The organism is Enterocloster clostridioformis, assembly GCF_020297485.1.
In the GTDB taxonomy this organism is placed as follows: Bacteria; Bacillota; Clostridia; order Lachnospirales; family Lachnospiraceae; genus Enterocloster; species Enterocloster clostridioformis.
This window is the reverse complement of sequence record NZ_JAIWZC010000001.1, coordinates 4,261,398-4,279,097: the sequence shown is the minus strand read 5'-3', so window position 1 is coordinate 4,279,097 and position 17,700 is coordinate 4,261,398. Positions and strand designations below refer to the sequence as shown.

General features: G+C 50.3%; 14 protein-coding genes. 1 reads left to right on the top strand and 13 read right to left on the bottom strand.

The genetic code is table 11. From position 1 onward, the window contains the following. Position 1: 1 nt before the first annotated feature. The 7 genes from LA360_RS21500 to rfbG form a co-directional block, all read right to left on the bottom strand. A complete protein-coding gene (locus LA360_RS21500; RefSeq protein ID WP_022200855.1) occupies positions 2-1,009 on the bottom strand; it encodes an ABC transporter permease in 1,008 nt (335 codons plus the stop codon). A gap of 5 nt (positions 1,010-1,014) precedes the next feature. Beyond that, complete coding sequence (locus LA360_RS21495; protein WP_022200856.1) at positions 1,015-2,529, bottom strand: sugar ABC transporter ATP-binding protein; 1,515 nt, start codon at positions 2,527-2,529, stop codon at positions 1,015-1,017. Positions 2,530-2,822: 293 nt separating this feature from the next. Further along, positions 2,823-3,824 (bottom strand): glycosyltransferase family 2 protein, encoded by a 1,002-nt coding sequence (locus LA360_RS21490; protein ID WP_022200857.1) that lies wholly within the window; start codon positions 3,822-3,824, stop codon positions 2,823-2,825. A 78-nt stretch (positions 3,825-3,902) separates the two neighbouring features. Next, positions 3,903-4,373, bottom strand: a complete 471-nt coding sequence (tnpA, locus tag LA360_RS21485) for an IS200/IS605 family transposase (protein WP_057571327.1) — start codon at positions 4,371-4,373, stop codon at positions 3,903-3,905. Positions 4,374-4,545: 172 nt separating this feature from the next. Continuing rightward, the gene (locus tag LA360_RS21480; RefSeq protein WP_022200741.1) at positions 4,546-5,388 is read right to left on the bottom strand and encodes a LicD family protein; all 843 of its coding nucleotides are present in this window, start codon (positions 5,386-5,388) and stop codon (positions 4,546-4,548) included. A gap of 68 nt (positions 5,389-5,456) precedes the next feature. Then, complete coding sequence (gene rfbH / locus LA360_RS21475) at positions 5,457-6,815, bottom strand: lipopolysaccharide biosynthesis protein RfbH (RefSeq protein ID WP_022200742.1); 1,359 nt, start codon at positions 6,813-6,815, stop codon at positions 5,457-5,459. Between the two features lie 15 nt (positions 6,816-6,830). Beyond that, the gene (gene rfbG, locus LA360_RS21470; RefSeq protein WP_022200743.1) at positions 6,831-7,889 is read right to left on the bottom strand and encodes a CDP-glucose 4,6-dehydratase; all 1,059 of its coding nucleotides are present in this window, start codon (positions 7,887-7,889) and stop codon (positions 6,831-6,833) included. Between the two features lie 311 nt (positions 7,890-8,200). Here rfbG and LA360_RS21465 point away from each other — a divergent pair, with 311 nt between their 5' ends. Next, the gene (locus LA360_RS21465) at positions 8,201-9,457 is read left to right on the top strand and encodes an IS110 family RNA-guided transposase (protein ID WP_057572861.1); all 1,257 of its coding nucleotides are present in this window, start codon (positions 8,201-8,203) and stop codon (positions 9,455-9,457) included. A gap of 263 nt (positions 9,458-9,720) precedes the next feature. Here LA360_RS21465 and rfbF read toward each other — a convergent pair whose 3' ends face one another. The 6 genes from rfbF to LA360_RS21435 all read right to left on the bottom strand — a co-directional run bounded on the left by rfbF (position 9,721) and on the right by LA360_RS21435 (position 17,700). Further along, positions 9,721-10,491, bottom strand: coding sequence for a glucose-1-phosphate cytidylyltransferase (gene rfbF / locus LA360_RS21460; protein WP_022201502.1), 771 nt, complete (start codon positions 10,489-10,491; stop codon positions 9,721-9,723). Then, positions 10,488-11,939, bottom strand: a complete 1,452-nt coding sequence (locus LA360_RS21455; RefSeq protein ID WP_022201501.1) for a hypothetical protein — start codon at positions 11,937-11,939, stop codon at positions 10,488-10,490. Before LA360_RS21455 ends, rfbF begins: the two co-directional genes overlap by 4 nt. A gap of 50 nt (positions 11,940-11,989) precedes the next feature. Next, positions 11,990-13,852 carry a hypothetical protein gene (locus LA360_RS21450; protein WP_022201500.1) on the bottom strand — a complete coding sequence of 621 codons (1,863 nt, stop codon included), beginning with the start codon at positions 13,850-13,852 and terminating at the stop codon, positions 11,990-11,992. A 22-nt stretch (positions 13,853-13,874) separates the two neighbouring features. Further along, a complete protein-coding gene (locus LA360_RS21445) occupies positions 13,875-16,214 on the bottom strand; it encodes a hypothetical protein (RefSeq protein WP_022201499.1) in 2,340 nt (779 codons plus the stop codon). Between the two features lie 69 nt (positions 16,215-16,283). After that, positions 16,284-17,069, bottom strand: a complete 786-nt coding sequence (locus tag LA360_RS21440) for a glycosyltransferase family A protein (RefSeq protein ID WP_022201498.1) — start codon at positions 17,067-17,069, stop codon at positions 16,284-16,286. Continuing rightward, the gene (locus LA360_RS21435) at positions 17,059-17,700 is read right to left on the bottom strand and encodes a D-sedoheptulose-7-phosphate isomerase (protein ID WP_089776575.1); all 642 of its coding nucleotides are present in this window, start codon (positions 17,698-17,700) and stop codon (positions 17,059-17,061) included. Before LA360_RS21435 ends, LA360_RS21440 begins: the two co-directional genes overlap by 11 nt.

The following is a 17,700-nucleotide window of genomic DNA, read 5'->3' as shown; positions in this document are numbered from 1 at the left end:
ATTAATCCCTCCCCTGCAATGCCTTCTTGTCCATATGCTGCTGCGTAATAGAGTTGATTACAACAGATGCAATGATGACAAAACCTTTGATACCCATCTGCCAAAATGAAGAAACCTGTATCAATGGCAGAATATTATTCAGTGTTCCAAAAAGCAGCACTCCCAATACCACGCCGCCCACTTTTCCGGAACCTCCGGTGATAAACACTCCTCCCAATACCACGGATGCAATTACGTTTAATTCATAGCCGCTGCACGACTCGCCCTGCGCGTTGCCGAACTTACATATCCACAGCATTCCTGCCAGGCCCGCTATCATACCATTAATCACATAAGCCAGAAATTTAGTCTTTACCGGATTAATACCGCTTATCTTGGCAGAAAGCGCATCGTTTCCAACTGCATACATATATCTTCCGTTTCTGAAATACTGCAGGAATATGTACCCCATAATTGTTATGATGATTGCTATGAATACCAGATTGTTGATTCCTAAAACCTTGCCCGTGGATATACTCATGAATTCCTGGGTCATATCTCCCTGGCCTACCCATGCACCCTTACTGAACACATACACCAGGCCTCTCAGCATGTCACATACCCCCAGAGTACCTATCAGTGGAAAGATTCTCAGTTTAGCCACAATAAAACCATTCAGCAGCCCCGCCAAAAGGCCAATTCCCAATGCTATCAGCACGATTACTATAATAGGTGTCTCCCTGTGGTCCCTTAAGGTCAGGGCACATATCATCCCTGCCAAACCCATGGTGGAACCCAGAGACAAATCAATGCATCCTGTCAGTATGACCATCATCATACCAACAGATACCATCATAAGGATGGCAGTCTCCCGCAGCAGGTCATTTAAGTTGGAGCCGGACAAAAAACGTCCCCCTGTCCTTACCTGTACCAGGATTGAAATGACAATAAGGATTGCGAAAAGCGTAAGTTCCCTTATATTGTGAGACACAAAGCGTTTTAAATCAAAGTCTTTTGAAATGCTTTTCATCCATCTCACGCTCCCTCTTTCAAATCTTCATCTTTGGCGGTCATGGCTGCCGCCAGTATCTCCTCCTGAGTCACATGAGAGGCATCAAAAATTGCCGCCAGATGCCCTTCATGCATGACACCAATCCTATCTGCCATAGACATGACCTCAGGCATCTCGGAAGAGACCAAAATAATGGCATATCCCTGGGCGGCCAGGTCGGACATAATTGAGTATATCTGGGCCTTTGCGCCTACATCCACACCCTTTGTGGGCTCATCCAGCAACAGGATGTTCACATCTGAGTTCAGAAGCTTTGCAAATACCACTTTCTGCTGATTGCCTCCTGACAGTGAATCCGCTCTGGAAAATATACTCTTGGCTTTAATCTGAAGCTTCTCACAAAGCTCCTTTCCCGTCTGCCGCTCCCTTCCCGTATCAATACCAATCAAACGATTATATTTATCCAGTGTAGAGAGAGTCATATTCCTGTACAGCTCCCACGAGAGAATCAGCCCCTGCTGCTGCCTGTCCTCCGGCAGATAGCCCACCCCCTTCTTTAATGCCTGGGACGGATGAGTAAAGATGCATTCCTCCCCTCCTACGTATAATTTTCCTGAATCCGGCTTTAAAAGACCGCATATCCCCTGACATACCTCGGAACGTCCCGCCCCCACCAGACCTGTAAGTCCGAATATCTCCCCTTTCTTCACATCAAAGCTGATGTCCTTAAAATATCCTTTCTTTGTAAGTCCTTTTACTTCAAGGGCCGTCCCGCCGATCGGAACCGCCTGTTTCGGATACAGCTGCGTAACCTCACGTCCAACCATGGCTGATATCAGCTCATCCTTGGAAATCCTATCCACATCCCATGTACCTATATATCTGGCATCCCTAAATACAGTGACCCGGTCCGCCAGTCTGTACATATCCTCCATTCTGTGAGAAATAAATATGATGGAAGTTCCCTCGGCCTTTAGCTTTTCCGTAATGCGGTACAGTTCCTCACATTCCCGCTTGGACAGGGCAGCAGTTGGCTCATCCATGATGACAATCCTGGCTTTGGAGGAAACTGCTTTTGAAATCTCTACAATCTGCTGCTCCGCCACACTTAGATTCACCATTCTTGTCCTGGGATTGATGCCGCATCCCAGACTGAGCAGAAGCTCCTTTGCCCTGGCATGCATCTCATTCCATTTAATAGACCCTGCCTTTGTCAGTGACTCATGACCGATAAATATATTTTCTGTTACACTCAGATACGGATAGACCGTGCTGTGCTGATAAATGGCCGCGATACTGTTGGCTGCCGAATCATTGGTATTTTTAAATACCGCCTTCCTGCCATTAATCAGGATGTCTCCCTCTTCCGGCTCATGTACTCCGGTAATAACCTTAATCAGTGTGGATTTTCCTGCGCCATTTTCACCCATTAATGCATGTATTTCACCCTGCTTCAGCTGGAACTGAACGCCATTTAAAGCAACTACGCCTGGAAAACGCTTCGTGATATTCCTGAGTTCCAATATATACTCATCCACCGAATCCCACCTCCCAATCCAGAATAAAAAAGCAATATATCAAATCTGGCAAGGAGGTTATTCTTCTTTGCGATCACACTAAATTCCAGGCCAGCGCTTTCATTAATATCAGCCAGCTGGACTGTATCAATCGAATTATCGTGGGCAGAGAACTGGATGTGGAATATGTGGATCGGCTTGAAAGTTTGGGGATTGAAGTGGAGTTAGTATAGCGACGCAATTAAAAGACCGCAGCGGCAAGTGCCTGATGATGCACACAGCCGCAACGGTCCTATTAATATTATAACTTTTTTCTAATGAGCATTCTTTGTCTGGTTTCTATTTTCTGTCCGGTCTGTGATACTGGCGGTCTGGTCCACATTTTCTCCCTGGTCCATATTCTCCATCCGATCCACAATATAAATAGGCCTGTCCTTCAGCTCCGTAAACAGAATCGCAATATACTCACCGATAATGCCGATAATCACAAACATCATGGCAAACATAAAGCAAATCAATACCACAATGGTGGCATAGCCACTGGGAGCCCCTTTTCTGGTACAAAGAGTGTATATCATGACGGCGAAGCCCAGCAGGGCCGAGAATATGCCCGCGTAAATTCCAAGCTTCAGGGGCATGTTGGAAAAGCACAGGATTGTATTGATGGAGAACACGAACAGCTTCTTGATACTGTATTTGCTCTCCCCTGCCACCCGGGCCCTTGCTTCATACTCAACGGCGGTTTTCTTAAAGCCCACGTTCTGCACATAGCCTCTGAGGAAACGCACCTTTTCCCTGTAGCTGTCCTTCAGCACCTGGGCCACATGGCGGGAGACCGCAAAAAAGTCAGAGGCATTTGCCTCAAAGTGTACATCTGAGATCCGGTTGATAAGCCAGTAAAAGCCGGAGGATGTGATATTCTTCACCAGTCCTGCTGTTCTGTTTCTGGTGCGGACCATGTTGATGACCTGATATCCTTCCTCAAACTTAGCCAGGATATCCGGTATACACTCCGGGGGATGCTGCAGGTCCGCGTCCATACAGATAATGCCGTCTCCCCTGCTGTAGTCCAGTCCCGCTATCATGGCCGCCTCATGTCCAAAGTTCCTGGAAAAGCTTATCACCCTGACCCTTGAATCGGACGCGGCCAGCCGGTCCAGTATATCCTGGCTTCCATCCCTGCTGCCGTCATTGACAAAAAGCAGCTCATAGCCCCAGCTGATTTGCCTCAACACCTTTGTGGTTTCCCTGTAAAATTCTTCCAATGCCTTTTCTTCGTTGTAGACCGATACCACAACTGATAACAACCTGTCCATCTCTTTTGTCTGTAATCCTTTCCTGGGGCATAATGAACTACCCCGCAGCAAGCTGCGGGGTATCGAAGGTTGCAACCTCTACATATAATCCCATATGCTATACTGCTTTGTTTTCTCTACGTTTTTATAGATTGTTTTATAATTTTTTTCCTGTCCCTGTTCTTTCACATATCTACTTATGATTTGCTCATTCCCATGTTCACTCACCGTTGCTACGTAATAGCCATCTGTCCAGAATTCTCCTCCCCACAATTTTTTCTTCACTTGTGGACATTTCGCGAACACCTCCCGGGCTATGATGCTCTTCACTATTTGGATGATTTTTTTTGGACTATATGCAGGCACTGACTGGATAAGAAAATGTATATGGTCTTTATCTGTACCTACTTCCAAAAATCTTATTTCATACCTTTCCTGAATTCCCTCACACGTTTCTTTGATTACCCTATCTACATCTTCATCTATTACTACTCTTCTATATTTTGCTGGACATACGAAATGATACATGAGTACTGATACATTGTGTGACTTGCGTATTGTTTCACTCATCACACAATTTCTCCTTTCCTTTTTCCTCTAGTATATCACTTCCTCCATGTCTTGAAAAAGTTTGTTACGCAGCAAGCTGCGGGGAATTAAACCCTCTTTTTGATTAAAATATGCTGTCAATCTCTCTGCCGTCATCCCCCCAGTGCGTGTCTGCCCCCTGTTCCGGCACATTCTAATCAAAAATACGGATTTGCTGGCTGGAGTGGGTGGGCACCCGTTTGTCCTCCGGCGGCATTTCCATGTAATTTCCATACACCTCTGTCAGTATCTGGTGCCATCCCTTCGGAATCATCAGACGGGTATCCTCAAAATCCGCATCCTCCACCTGGTCGCAGCAGGACTTATCCACAGTCACATACAGATAATCCGGCTGATAGTTGCTGTAATAGCGCAGGCTCCCCTTGCTGCGCCTGTCCTTCAGGGCAGCGGCCTTCTGCATGGCAAAGATAAGCTTCATGGGTACCAGACGGCCCACGGCTGCCAGCCCTCCCACGAATATCTTGTGAATCATGCTGTATTTACCAAAATCCAGCTTATACCTGTGCCCCATGGCCATGCCATACACCGCCTTGTGCAGGAAGCGGGTAAATTCCGCCCCCGCCCTGGAGGCAGGAAGCTTGTCCAGAATGAACAAATCCACCCATATATGGTTCAGCTTTCCCTCATAGTACTGCATCTCCAAGCTGTCCTCATGGCATTTGCTTTTCTTGTAAATGATTCTGGGTGTGAAATCATAAAATGCCTTTCCGCCCCTGTAACTGTCCGGCTCCAAAAGCTCCATGGTATCCGGCAGCTCCCTTGGAGCCACCTTCATGAACGCTTCATACTGGTTTCTGGTAAACGCCACATCCGCGTCATCATCCCAGGGAATGAATCCCTTATGGCGTACGGCACCTATGAGGGTGCCTGCGTCCAGCATGTAGCGGATATTATACTTACGGCAAATCCGGTCTATCTCTTTTAATATAGTCAAGTTAGCCTCATGGACCCGGCTCATATCATAGGTTTCCATCATAATCAGTGCTCCTGCCCTTTATTCCTGCCGTGTTTTTGGCACGGCGCCCAAACTGTGCCGCAGAGTCCCTATGCGCACTCCACTGCTTCCTTAATCGTCCTGGCCATATAGTCGATCATACCGTCTGTCATTCCCGGATACACACCCACCCAGAATGTGTCGGACATTATGCGGTCCGTGTTGTCCAGGCTTCCCACAATGCGGTATCCCTGGCCCGCTGCCCGCATTTCATCAAAACATGGATGCTTTGTCAGATTGCCCGCAAACAGCATTCTGGTCTGCACACCCTTTTTCTCCACATACCGGACAATCTTATTCCGATCCACGCCTTCCCTGCATGTAATCAGAAAACCGAACCAGCTTGGCCTGGAATGCGGGCAGGCTTCCGGGAGAATCAGCTGATTCTCTGTTCCTTCAAGCCCTGCCTTCAGTCGGTCAAAATTATGGCGCCGCCGCTCCACAAAGGAGGGAAATTTATCCAGCTGGGCGCAGCCAATGGCGGCCTGCATGTCCGTTGCCTTCAGGTTATACCCGAGATGGGAATACACGTATTTGTGATCATACCCCAGAGGAAGCTCCCCGAACTGCCGGTCAAACCGGTGTCCGCACATGTTGTCACGGCCTGAGGGGCATACGCAGTCGCGGCCCCAGTCGCGGAAGGACCGGATAATTTTATTGAGAAGGGGATTGTCCGTATACACGGCGCCTCCCTCGCCCATCGTCATGTGATGGGGAGGATAGAAGCTGGATGTGCCGATGTCACCGATGGTGCCCGTAAAACGGGTTACTTCCTTTCCATCCTCTTCCATGGTATACTGGGTACCCAGAGCGTCGCAGTTGTCCTCCACCAGCCACAGATTATGTTTCTCACAAAATGCCTTCACTGTCCTTAAATCGAAGGGATTTCCAAGGGTGTGGGCAATCATCACCGCCTTTGTCTTTTCGGACAGGGCCTCTTCCAGCTTTGTTGCATCGATGTTATACTGAGGGATGGTCACATCCACGAACACCGGCACCGCGCCGTACTGGATAGCAGGAGCCACTGTGGTTGGAAACCCGCAGGCAACCGTGATGATTTCATCCCCCCTCTTTACCCTGCGCTCACCCAGCAAAGGGGAGGTCAGCGTCATAAAGGCCGCCAGATTGGCGGAGGAACCGGAGTTCACCAGGGAGCAGAAACGCACTCCCAGATAGCCTGCCAGCTTCTTCTCAAATTCATCGGTGTACCTGCCGGAGGTAAGCCAGAACTCCAGCGAACTGTCCACCAGGTTTACCATCTCCTTATGGTCATAAACCCTGGAAGCATAGGGGATGCGGTCTCCCTCCTGAAAGGACCCCTTTTTGTTGTGGTAGGTGTCGCAGTATTCGGCTACCATGTCCAGAATCTGCTGCCTTGCCTCTGTCTCTGTCTTATGTTCAAATGCCATGTTCATTTCTCCTCTTTACGAAAAAAATTCTGTTATCTGCCGGTCCATAACCTCCAGCATATCCTCGCCGTCCAGATAAGCCCTGGACCACTCTACCGTCTTTTGGACGGCTTCCTCCACCCCATATCTGGGGCGCCAGCCAAATACTGACTTTATTCTGGAACAATCCAGCTTCAGGAAATTGGCCTCATGAGGGCCTCCGTCATACTGATTCACCCACTTCACATCCCCGCCCCAGGCCCGGCAGAACATATCCACCAGGAGTCCTGTGGTCACGCAGTCCTTATCGTCCGGTCCCACGTTATAATATCCCTGGTGCCGTCCATCCTCATACTGCCTCATGGCAATGGTAAGATACACGGCAAGGGGCTCCAGCACCAGCTGATAGGGCCTGGTGGAATGGGGATTCCTTACAATGATATCTTTCCCTGTTGCAGCCGCCCTGATACAGTCAGGTATAATCCTGTCATTGGCAAAATCGCCACCTCCAATGACATTTCCGGCCCTGGAGGTAGAAACAGCACACCGCCCGTCACTGAAAAATGATTTCTGATAGCTGTGAGTTACCAGCTCGGAGCAGGACTTACTGTTGGAATAGGGATCGTATCCATCCAGAGGATCGCATTCCCTGTATCCATACTCCCATTCCCGGTTCTCGTACACCTTGTCCGTGGTCACATTGAGGAAAGAGCGGACACTGTCCGTCAATCTGACGCACTCCATCACATTCACTGTTCCCATGACATTTGTCTCATAGGTATACACCGGATCCTTATAAGAATCCCGGACAATGGGCTGGGCCGCCAGATGAAACACAACCTCCGGCCTCACCCGTTCAAACACGTCCCTAAGCCCCTTAAGGTTACGGATATCGCCGATCACACTGTCCATCCTGTCCTCCAGCCCGGCAATCTCAAACAAGCTGGGATCCGTAGGAGGTTCAAGGGAATACCCCGTCACCCGGGCCCCGGCAAGTGCCAGTATCCTGCAAAGCCAGGCCCCCTTAAACCCGGTATGCCCCGTCACAAGCACCCTTTTATCTCTATAAAAATCCGTCAATTCCTTCATCTTCATAAAAACTCTCATTCCTTTCGCTTCGCTTAGGCACAAAACAGTTATGAAATAGCAAGTTTGTGCTTCCACTATTTTATTTTTGATGTTAAACTCTCCTCAGACAGATACACTACAGAGCACGGAGGAGGAAGTAGAATCGGTTCCTCCATTTGGGATCAAGTCCGCATAAAAACATGTGTCGGCTGTCTTCTCAAGCACAAACCAGTGACGCCTTGAGCTCGTAACCTAATCATTGTCAAAGCAATTCCTTAGGTCTTTCTTTGCTGGACAGCCAGTCAATGTCTGTCTATTTTACTTAGGAGGGCTGTTTTATGTTATCTATCAAACACTTTGTCTGCTGTGGCATGGACGTTCACAAGAAATTTGTTGTCGCTACCATTGCTCTGACAGACTACAGGGGCGTTACTTCTTATGTTAAAAAGCGGTTCGCCACCTTCAATTCCGATCTTAATTCTTTGAAAAAATGGCTTCTTTCTTTCAATTGCACTGAGATCTGCCTCGAATCCACTGGTAAATACTGGATTCCAATTTTTAATATCCTGGAGGATTCCTGTCACGTTGTCGTTGCTAACCCCAAGTATGTCAGGGCTATCAAAGGACAGAAAACCGATGACAAAGACTCCGCCTGGATTGCGGATCTGTTTAAATTTGATATTGTTCCTTCCAGTTATATCCCCTGTAAGGAAATTCGCATGCTTCGGGAATTGTTCCGATACCGGCAGAAACTGATTGGCCACCGCAGCAGTGAGAAAAACCGGTTACAGAATGCTCTTACGGTTTCCAACATTGCCCTTGCATCCGTCCTCTCAGATACCTTTGGAAAATCAGCGACCGCCATCGTTGACTATATCCTGACCTGTGAGGTATTTGACCCCGAATACTGTAAATCCCTGCTTCTTAAAAAAGCAAAGGACAAGGCAGATGATGTTGTAACCTCCATAATCGGTTATGAACTGCGCCGTGACCAATCCGTTAAGATTAAGGTCTGCAGAAAGCATTTCGATGAAATCAATGAGTGCGTCTCCACTCTCGAAGAAACGATTTCCGACCTGGCTAAACCTTACCATAAATTTATCGAATTGGCTACTACAATTCCTGGAATTACAGAGCAGTCTGCCACCTTTATCATTGCTGAAATCGGGGTGGATATGGCGGTATTCAAATCCTCAAAACGTTTGTGCTCCTGGGCTGGGCTGGCTCCTGAAAATAACGAAAGTGCCGGTAAAAAGAAGAGCGTCCATGTTTCAAGAGCCGGGGTGTACTTAAAGCCTCTGCTGGTTCAGTGTGCAAATGCTGCCATCAAGAGTAAAAACCCTTACTTCAGATACAAATATGACCGTATAAAAAAACGTCGTGGTCATAAACGGGCAATCATTGCCATTGCACGCATGGTGTTGACTTGCATTTACCACATGTTCCAAAAGCAGGAGGTATTTAATCCTGCCGATACGGATTATTCCGCTATTCCTGAAGAAATGTACCGGAAATTTCAGGAACAGTATGACAGAAATGCCATCAAACGTTTAGAGAAACGAGGCTATATGATTACTCCTCCTGCTATGGCCTGATACCCTTTATTCCATAGGATCCTTTGGGGCGGCAGTTTACTGGTGCTCTTGTTAAGTTACGATTTTTTTGATTTTTTCTTTCAACCTAATATCCTCTCATCCAATTCCAGTCATCCTCATAAACCCATCCGCATACCCTAGCCACTTCCATCCCCTCCGCACAGCGCCCCTTTCCTCCGGCATTCGAGGAAGCCCAGCATGATTCCAGGCGTGTTTCATCAGGAAGCACGCCTGGAACCATGCGGACCCCCGCGACTCCCCCTCTACCAAATCTTCCAGGGCGCCTTACCTGACTGCCATAATCCCTCCAGCTTATTCATCTCGCGCTGGGTATCCATGCACTGCCAGAATCCGCCGTGATAGAAGGACTTAAGCTGTCCCTCTGCCGCCAGCTTCTGCATGGGGCCCTGCTCGAATACGGTGGAATCCCCTTCCAGATAATTAAATATCTCAGGGTTCATCACCATGAACCCGCCGTTAATCAGGGCACCGTCATTGTCCTCCTTTTCCCGGAAAGAAAGGACCGTATCATTTTCATCGATATCCAGGACGCCCTTCATCTGGCCAATGTTGACCGTTGTGATGGTAGCTGTCCTGCCATGGGATTTATGGAAATGCACCAGTTCATTCAAATCCACTGTTGACACGCCGTCTCCATAGGTCAGCATAAAGGGTTCATTCCCCACAAAAGGCTGGATGCGCTTTACACGCCCCCCTGTCATGGTGTTGAGTCCGGTATCCACCAATGTCACCTTCCAGGGCTCGGAATAGTTATTGTGGACTTCCATCTTATTATTGGCCAGATCAAATGTCACATCCGAGGTGTGAAGGAAATAATCTGCGAAAAACTCCTTCACCACATACTGCTTATAGCCCAGACAGATAATGAATTCATGGAATCCGAATTCCGAATAATACTTCATGATATGCCACAATATGGGTTTTCCGCCAATTTCTATCATCGGCTTTGGCTTCAGATGGCTCTCCTCACTGATTCTGGTACCAAGTCCTCCTGCTAAAATTACAACCTTCATCTCTGTCCTCCATTGTATTCCCGAAACACATTCAGCTTGTTCTCTTCCAATATCCGGAATGCGCTCTGTATCTTATCCAGTCCTTTGCGGTATTCAAACTCTGTCTCCAGTTCTTCTCCCCTGTCCCGCAGTTCTTCCCGGCTCATTCCGGGAACCTCCAGGGCCAGCCGGGCCTTCCTCTCAAAGCTTTCCTCCCTGCTGGGCGCTTTCCGGATCTCACGATAAGTAGTATAACCATTTCCCATAAGGATTGCAAGGCAGAATAGAGCCATGAGCCATCGGTATCCCCTGTTTGTCCCCTCCCTCAGCTGCCACACCAGGGCAAAGGTAAGTATAATTCCCAATATTCCCACCTGGAACTGGAGGGCATAGCGGGAACTCAGCGCATAGTTTTCCTTCTCAAATATATACCTGGAAATAAAGATGATTACATGGTTCATCCCGCCTCCTGCCAGGAGCATAAGAGGCATAATGGTCCTCTCATACAGGCGGAACCGGAAATTAAGCCATAAGGCCATAAGATAGCCGCAGACCACAAACAGGCCCAGGGCGTAGCACATCCGGTTGCTGAGAAGGCCCTTTTCCATAAAACGCTCAAGTTCCTCCCCTCCCACCAGGACTCCCGAAAAGGACTTTAACAGAAAACGGACCGGAAATGTGGGATTTTCAGCCAGTATGGTGCCAAGGGAACGTCCCGTGGCTCCCGCGTGTTCCTCCACCGCCATGGAATTGCTCAGCATATACAGCAGAAGCGGAATCAGGGCGCAGGCCATATAGGCCAGATACCGCGTATCCCAGGAACCCTGTCCCCTTCTGCCCGGACAGCCCCTGCTCTTTCTCCGGTCCATCACCATGCAGAATCCATAGGAAAGCAGCAGCGTGGCGGCGTACACCGCACAATATGGGCCGGCAGTACCCAGTATAATAAGCCACGGCAGTACCAGCAGCTTTAACCGGTCGCGCTTTTTCTCCTCCCCCGCCCACACCCGGTCCAGAACCAGCTCATGGTAGTAGAAGCAGGCAAAGGCAAAAAAATGGGACCACCCGCTTCCATTGGTAAGCATTTCCCATTTATTCAGACTGAACATCACCGCCATCAGCAGCGCAAACCAGAGACATCCGATTTTCCTGCTCCTGCCATAGGCGGCAAATACCCAGCCGGCCAGTCCCAGGCTCACCACCCCCAGAACACGTTCCAGGGTAATGGTAAAGCCGAAGAACTCCACATTGACAATTCGGCAGAGATAATTGATTGGGATGCGTGTCAGAACATCCGGCACAAGAAATTTATCCGGATTCCACACATCCGGCAGGTAGCTGTTCACCAGCCGGATATAGTCTGAGTACACCACGTCGCAGGTGGCGCTCCTCACGTACCAAAGACAGAATAGGATGCCTGCAAGCGGAAGAAGCCAATATATGATTTTCCTGTTTCGTTCTGCGTCCATGGTTATCCTGCTCCTTTCTCATTTCCTATGTCTTTCCCGGAAACCGGTTTTTACCTGACCGTCAGATGCACAATCGCTGCCAGCCGGTCCTCCCCCCTCTGTTCCTGGGCATTCTGCATATAGAAATTATACTCAAAGGTCAGGTGTACCATCTGCCATGGCTCGGCCTGGATTGTTGTATTTACAACATTAGACCGTACCGGAAGATAACGGGGCTCATCCTTATCCTTTGTAATCCTCACAGCCTCCCCGCCGCTCATGATTCCCGGATATACCACCTCCAGGTCAATCACGCCTGTCTCACCGGCCATGACCGTCAGGCTGGCGTCTTCATCCATCCAGCCGTCGCTGTAGTAGCCATAATCCACCTGAAGCTTCATTTCCCTTACAATCTCCGTAATATCCTGAAACCCTTCATGGTCCGGGTCCTCCCGCAGAACCAGCATCCGGTCATCCACCAGACCGATATCCCGGATATTCTCTATGAACTCCACCCTGGTGCCTTCTGCTGTCCGGTCCCTGTCAAATACCTTAAAGAAGGTTCTGGCCGTGAAATCGCTCATCTCATAGCTGTTGCCTATGATGTAAATGGTCTTGCCGAATATTCTGTCACCATATCTTCCGTAGGTCTCCTCAGCCAGGGAATTGTACCGCAGCTGATTGGGCCAGAGATACAGCTTGGGATAATCCGCCCGGTAAAACAGCTCCACGGGAAGCATGAATACCACATAGCAGGCAAAGGCGGCTCCCCAGGGCCAAAGCCGTTTCAGATACAGCTCCGGCTTCACCCCCTCTGTCAGTTCTCCATACATATAAGCCAGAAATAAAAGGGCGGATACCAGGGACACATACACCCAGCGCATCTCCACCCGTATGGTAACGCTGGAGGACGCGATACAGAGTCCGGTAAACAGAATGAACAGGGTGCTGTTCTTCAGCATCTGAATACGGTAATCCTTCCGCTTCTCCCTTGCCATCTTCACCACGAACGCCAGGACAATGACCGCAATGGCAGCATCTGCCAGGAGCACCAGCACCTTTATCACCAGAGGACTCTGCCCCCATGGGCATCCATTGAGATGTTCCGGCCCTGCGTTGATGCCGAACACATAGGCGATCTGGCTCAGCGCGTACCAAAAGGTATCCCCCAGGCTGAAGGTATCTGCCACCTGGGTTCCCCCTGTGCCTGCCGGCAGAATACTTCCTATGGTAAAAGCGCGTATGACCTGGACCAGAAGAAAGGACAGCAGGCCGGCTCCCCATTCCAACAGCTTCCTGCTCTTCTTAAACAGAAGGACCAGCAGAAGCAGCGGAAACAGGGCCATGTAGCGTTCATGTACAAAGCATACCCCAAAGTAGAGCACACAGGAAAGGCAGAAGTATATCTGGCTGTCCTTCTCATTGAGATACCGGAACAAATACCAGAGTATCATAACAGCCATCCACAGAGCCATGGTCTCCATAAGCCCCAGCACCTGTCCAATCTGGTAATAAGCCATGCGGCTGATTAAGAACATTAAGCCGCAGAGAAAACCGATTCCCTTTGCCCTGGACAGCCTGCGGCCAACGAAATATATGCTCCAGGACACGGCGGCGTTCAGCAGAATGTTAAAGGGCACAAACCATCCCACATGGTTCTTTACCACCGCCATCTCCAGCCAGGCGGCCAGATAATACAGAAAGCGGAACCGGGTGCTGCCCACCGGAAACACATACTGAAGGAAGCTCTGCTCCCCGTAACAGGACCAGAAGTACAGGTCGTCCATGTATAAGCCCTTTATTTCTATTCCTCTGTTGACCCACACTGCCATGGCAAGCAGAATGCCCATAAATATTACATGGTCTTTCCACTCATATTTCTTTTCCATCCTGGAGAACCCAATCCTGGTTCTCGTGCTCTCTTTTGCCTCCAATGTAAGCGCCTCCTTCTGGCTGTCAATTAAGCTTAGTCATGCTGTAATTCTCCCTGAACTCCTCCAGGGCCTGCCCGGGATCGTCCGGCGGTCCGCCGTCAAGAGTAACCCTGGCCGTCATATTGCCCCATTCATAGTGAATATCAGAAAGGCTTCCCTCCGCAATCATATCCTCGATTATCTGCAGCGCCCTGTCCTGTCCCGCCAGGTATCCGGCTTCCACGAAAAAATACTCCGTTCCGGCATATCTGAGAAACTCCTCAAAGTATGCCAGCCGTTTTACCAGATACACATTTCCGCCGCTTCCGGTCACGTCATAGTAACTCTGAACACTGCAGGGCAAATCCAGGACCTCGGGATGCCTTCCAAATGCCAGGACACGGCTCCTGGGCGTGAACATGCAGGAAAGGGCAAGGCTGCCCTCCTGTGCCCTTCTGTCAAGCATTTCCCTGCGGTGGTCGTAATAGCCCATGTGACGCAGGCTCACAGGCGTAAAGCCCGGAACTCCGGCCCAGCCCGTGGCACAGGTCACCGCTGTATTCACAGCAAAAAACAAAACCAGCACCAGGGATACGGACCGTCTGACCGCGGGCCCCCAGTCCTGCCTGCATCCCATTCTCAGCGCGCTGATAACCAGAACGGAATAGAACAGAATGAAATAATTCCCGTCCACCTGATACAGGGTGTAAATACTCGCCAGGGAACCAAGAGCCAGAACCGGAATCAGAATACGGTCAAAGAGGTTCAGGAAATGTTGGGGGCCGCGTCTGGCCGCCTTCCATGAAACGGCAAGCCAGATAATAAGAAAAACCGTGACGATTCCGGTTCCCCATGCAATGATTACATGGGCCATGTCCTCTGACACAGGGGCAAGCAGGATTCCCTGCACCCGTGACCACAGCCGCGAACATTTTTCTCCCGCAGTCAGGGCGGACGGATCTCCAATCACATGGTTAAAGTTATAGGGGTATTTCACCCGGCATCCTGCCTTCTCAAAAAATCCGGCAAATATGGATGTCATGGGCACGCCGGTGAGAAGCCATGTGCGGTACCACAATCCGGCCACGGCTGCCCCCGGTATCAGGAGGATCCGCCGTCCTCCTCGGCAGCCAAGGCTTAAGCGTCGGGTAAGAATCAGACACAGAAGCGCCACTGTGCCCAGAGCCGTTGAGAACACCAGGGCCGTGGGCTTATACACCAGGGTCAGCAGATAGGTGCCGACCGCCATGAGAAGCCATGGCGTGTTTCCGGCGGGACCGCACCCTTTTCCCTGTCTCCCTTCACACAGCGCGAAGCAGATAAAGTCATATATGATAAGCTGGTGCAGCAGCGTGATGTTATCGCTTTTGGCCGTTGCGGCCATGTTCATAATTCCCGGAATGGCCGCAAGGACGGCGGCTGCCCAGATTCCCTTTTCCCGGCCGCAGTATCTTCCCACTATATTGGCTGCCAGAAGCAGGATTCCCATGGTGCACCACAGAGAAAACGCCAGGACAAATCCGTAAGTAGGAGTCCCGCTCAGAGGGAGCACCAGGACTTCCAGGCCTTTGCTGTAAGTATAAACCAGGTTAATCATGCCCAGATTCTCGTAAATTCCCTTTCCGTTATCCAGAACATAGGCGGAACGCAGGCCATAGTGGAGCGAATCGTAGTCCAGTTCAATGTTCATGCGGCCTGCCTGAATCAGAACCATGGTGATGATAAAGGCAATTAAGGCGGCCTGCGCTTTGCTGCGCCTTCCGCCCCCATCCGCGCTTTCCTTTACACCATTCAGCCACGCTCCGGGCGAAACCTGATTATTTCCGTGTCCCCAAAGGATTTCCAGGACCACAGCCGCCAGGGCCATGACTGCCGCCAATCCTCTCCACAGCATCAGCCCTCCGTGTCCCGTAAGGGATACAAGACACACCAGAACCATCCACAATGCGCTTCCCAGCACAAGGGACACGGACGTCCTCTGCCAAAAAGGGATTGGCGCGGACAGCCGGCTTTCTTTTAAGAACAGCCGGAGAAGCTGTCTCCCCGCCAGTACCAGAACCGCCATATATATGCCGGATACCGCCAGGGGCAGGAAAATACGGTGGCACCATGTAAACAGAATGACGCCCGCTGCCAGCCCCAGGGCTCTGAACCTCATGCCGGCCCCCTGTCCTGACTTCCCGCCCCGCCCCGCCGCCAGACAGAACAGGCTCCATAAAAACACAAGGACCACCTCTGCCATCATAAGAAGGGTCCGCGTATTTTGAAGCACCGGCCCCAGCGGCTCCCGGAGCAGCACCCCGAACACCGTCACGGCCAGGACAGCCATCCCTGCCGCCCCCGCGATGATTGCAAGTATCGTATCGTTTTTACCAGTTTCCATGCAACAAATCCTTATCCCTGCATTTTTCAGTCTTATTCGTAACAGTCCTGACATCCGGTGCGGACACTGCTACTCATATTCTCCATAAGCCTTTTTATAAAACCCCATGATAATGTCCGCCACCGGCTCCGGCCAGAAACGGCAGAACATTTCCCGTTCCTCCTCAAACCGGCGGTTATCCCTGATACATGCCTTTGTGGTGGCATCCTCATGGACCCGGTAATAGAGAAGAGGCCGCTCATCGCAGATAAAACGTCCCGGTTCCTCTGCCAGCCTCACAAGGTTGTCCCAGTCCAGGGCAAAGCTGTATTCCGAGCGCACAAAGGGTTCACCCAGCGCCGCCTTGTGATAGGTGGTGGCGGGGCAGCATATGGGATTGCCCAGGACAAAGGCCAGCTTCTTTAACCAGGCCCTGTCGTTCATCTGCGGGAACCGGAGGGGCATCCTCAGAATCCTCTTAATCCAGAGCATGGCATCCCCGGATATGAGCTTTCCCTGTTTCACAATCACATAATCCGTTGTAAAAACCGTCATGTCCGGATATCTCTTATGAGCAGCCAGGAGCCCTGCGCTGTAATCACGGTGGTACATGTCATCCTGGTGCGCAATGGTAACCAGCTCGCCTTCCGCCATGGAATATGCAAAATTCCAGTCATCCTTTATATTGCTCTCCCCCTGACGCACGTATACCTGCAGACCGTATTTCCAGGCCAGCCGGTCAATATAGCTGCTGGGAGTGGACGTACAGATGATGATATGGGACGGGACTGTCTGGGCCTTAAGAGAGCGGATGCACTGCTCCAGATAAGGCGAGTCCTTATAGGCGCATATGGCAAATACATGCTTATACCTCATAAAAATGTTCCTCCAGCATCAGGCACAGGGCATGATAAATGGGAAGGTGCAGCTCCTGGATTTTAAATGTCTCATCAGAAGGCACCACAATGGAGCAGTCGCAGGCTCCCGCCATCTTCCCGCCGTTCTTGCCGGTAAGTCCAATGGTTTTAATGCCGGACGCCTTTGCCACGGCCACGGCATACATCACATTCTCAGCATTGCCCGAGGTGGAAATGCCCATAAATACATCACCCTTTTTTCCATAGCCGTACAGCTGCTGCGCATAAATCATTTCCCCGTTTACATCATTAAGGAACGCGGTGGACAATCCCGCGTGACCGGTAAGGGCAATTGCGGGAAGGCCTCCCTGTAAGCAGGATGCCAGCTCTTCCCCCCGCTTTTCGTCTGCTTTCTTAAGCGCAGCCGCAAAATCGCCGGACACCGGGCGGCGTTTTACAAATCCCTTCATCAGTTCTCCCACAATGTGTTCGCTGTCCGCACAGCTTCCGCCGTTTCCCGCTATCATTACCTTGCCTCCGCCTGCGTAACAATCCCGCAGTATTTCATACGCGGCCAGCACATCGCCCTTCACTGCCTCCAGAACCGGATACCGGCTGGTCAGTTCCTCCAGATATTCCATCTCTCTCAT

Coding starts and splice junctions, on each gene's coding strand:
- LA360_RS21500 (WP_022200855.1), bottom strand. CDS start 1,009: ATGAAAAGCATTTCAAAAGACTTTGATTTAAAACGCTTTGTGTCTCAC.
- LA360_RS21490 (WP_022200857.1), bottom strand. CDS start 3,824: ATGGACAGGTTGTTATCAGTTGTGGTATCGGTCTACAACGAAGAAAAG.
- tnpA (WP_057571327.1), bottom strand. CDS start 4,373: ATGAGTGAAACAATACGCAAGTCACACAATGTATCAGTACTCATGTAT.
- LA360_RS21480 (WP_022200741.1), bottom strand. CDS start 5,388: ATGATGGAAACCTATGATATGAGCCGGGTCCATGAGGCTAACTTGACT.
- rfbH (WP_022200742.1), bottom strand. CDS start 6,815: ATGGCATTTGAACATAAGACAGAGACAGAGGCAAGGCAGCAGATTCTG.
- rfbG (WP_022200743.1), bottom strand. CDS start 7,889: ATGAAGATGAAGGAATTGACGGATTTTTATAGAGATAAAAGGGTGCTT.
- LA360_RS21465 (WP_057572861.1), top strand. CDS start 8,201: ATGTTATCTATCAAACACTTTGTCTGCTGTGGCATGGACGTTCACAAG.
- rfbF (WP_022201502.1), bottom strand. CDS start 10,491: ATGAAGGTTGTAATTTTAGCAGGAGGACTTGGTACCAGAATCAGTGAG.
- LA360_RS21455 (WP_022201501.1), bottom strand. CDS start 11,939: ATGGACGCAGAACGAAACAGGAAAATCATATATTGGCTTCTTCCGCTT.
- LA360_RS21445 (WP_022201499.1), bottom strand. CDS start 16,214: ATGGAAACTGGTAAAAACGATACGATACTTGCAATCATCGCGGGGGCG.
- LA360_RS21440 (WP_022201498.1), bottom strand. CDS start 17,069: ATGAGGTATAAGCATGTATTTGCCATATGCGCCTATAAGGACTCGCCT.
- LA360_RS21435 (WP_089776575.1), bottom strand. CDS start 17,700: ATGAGAGAGATGGAATATCTGGAGGAACTGACCAGCCGGTATCCGGTT.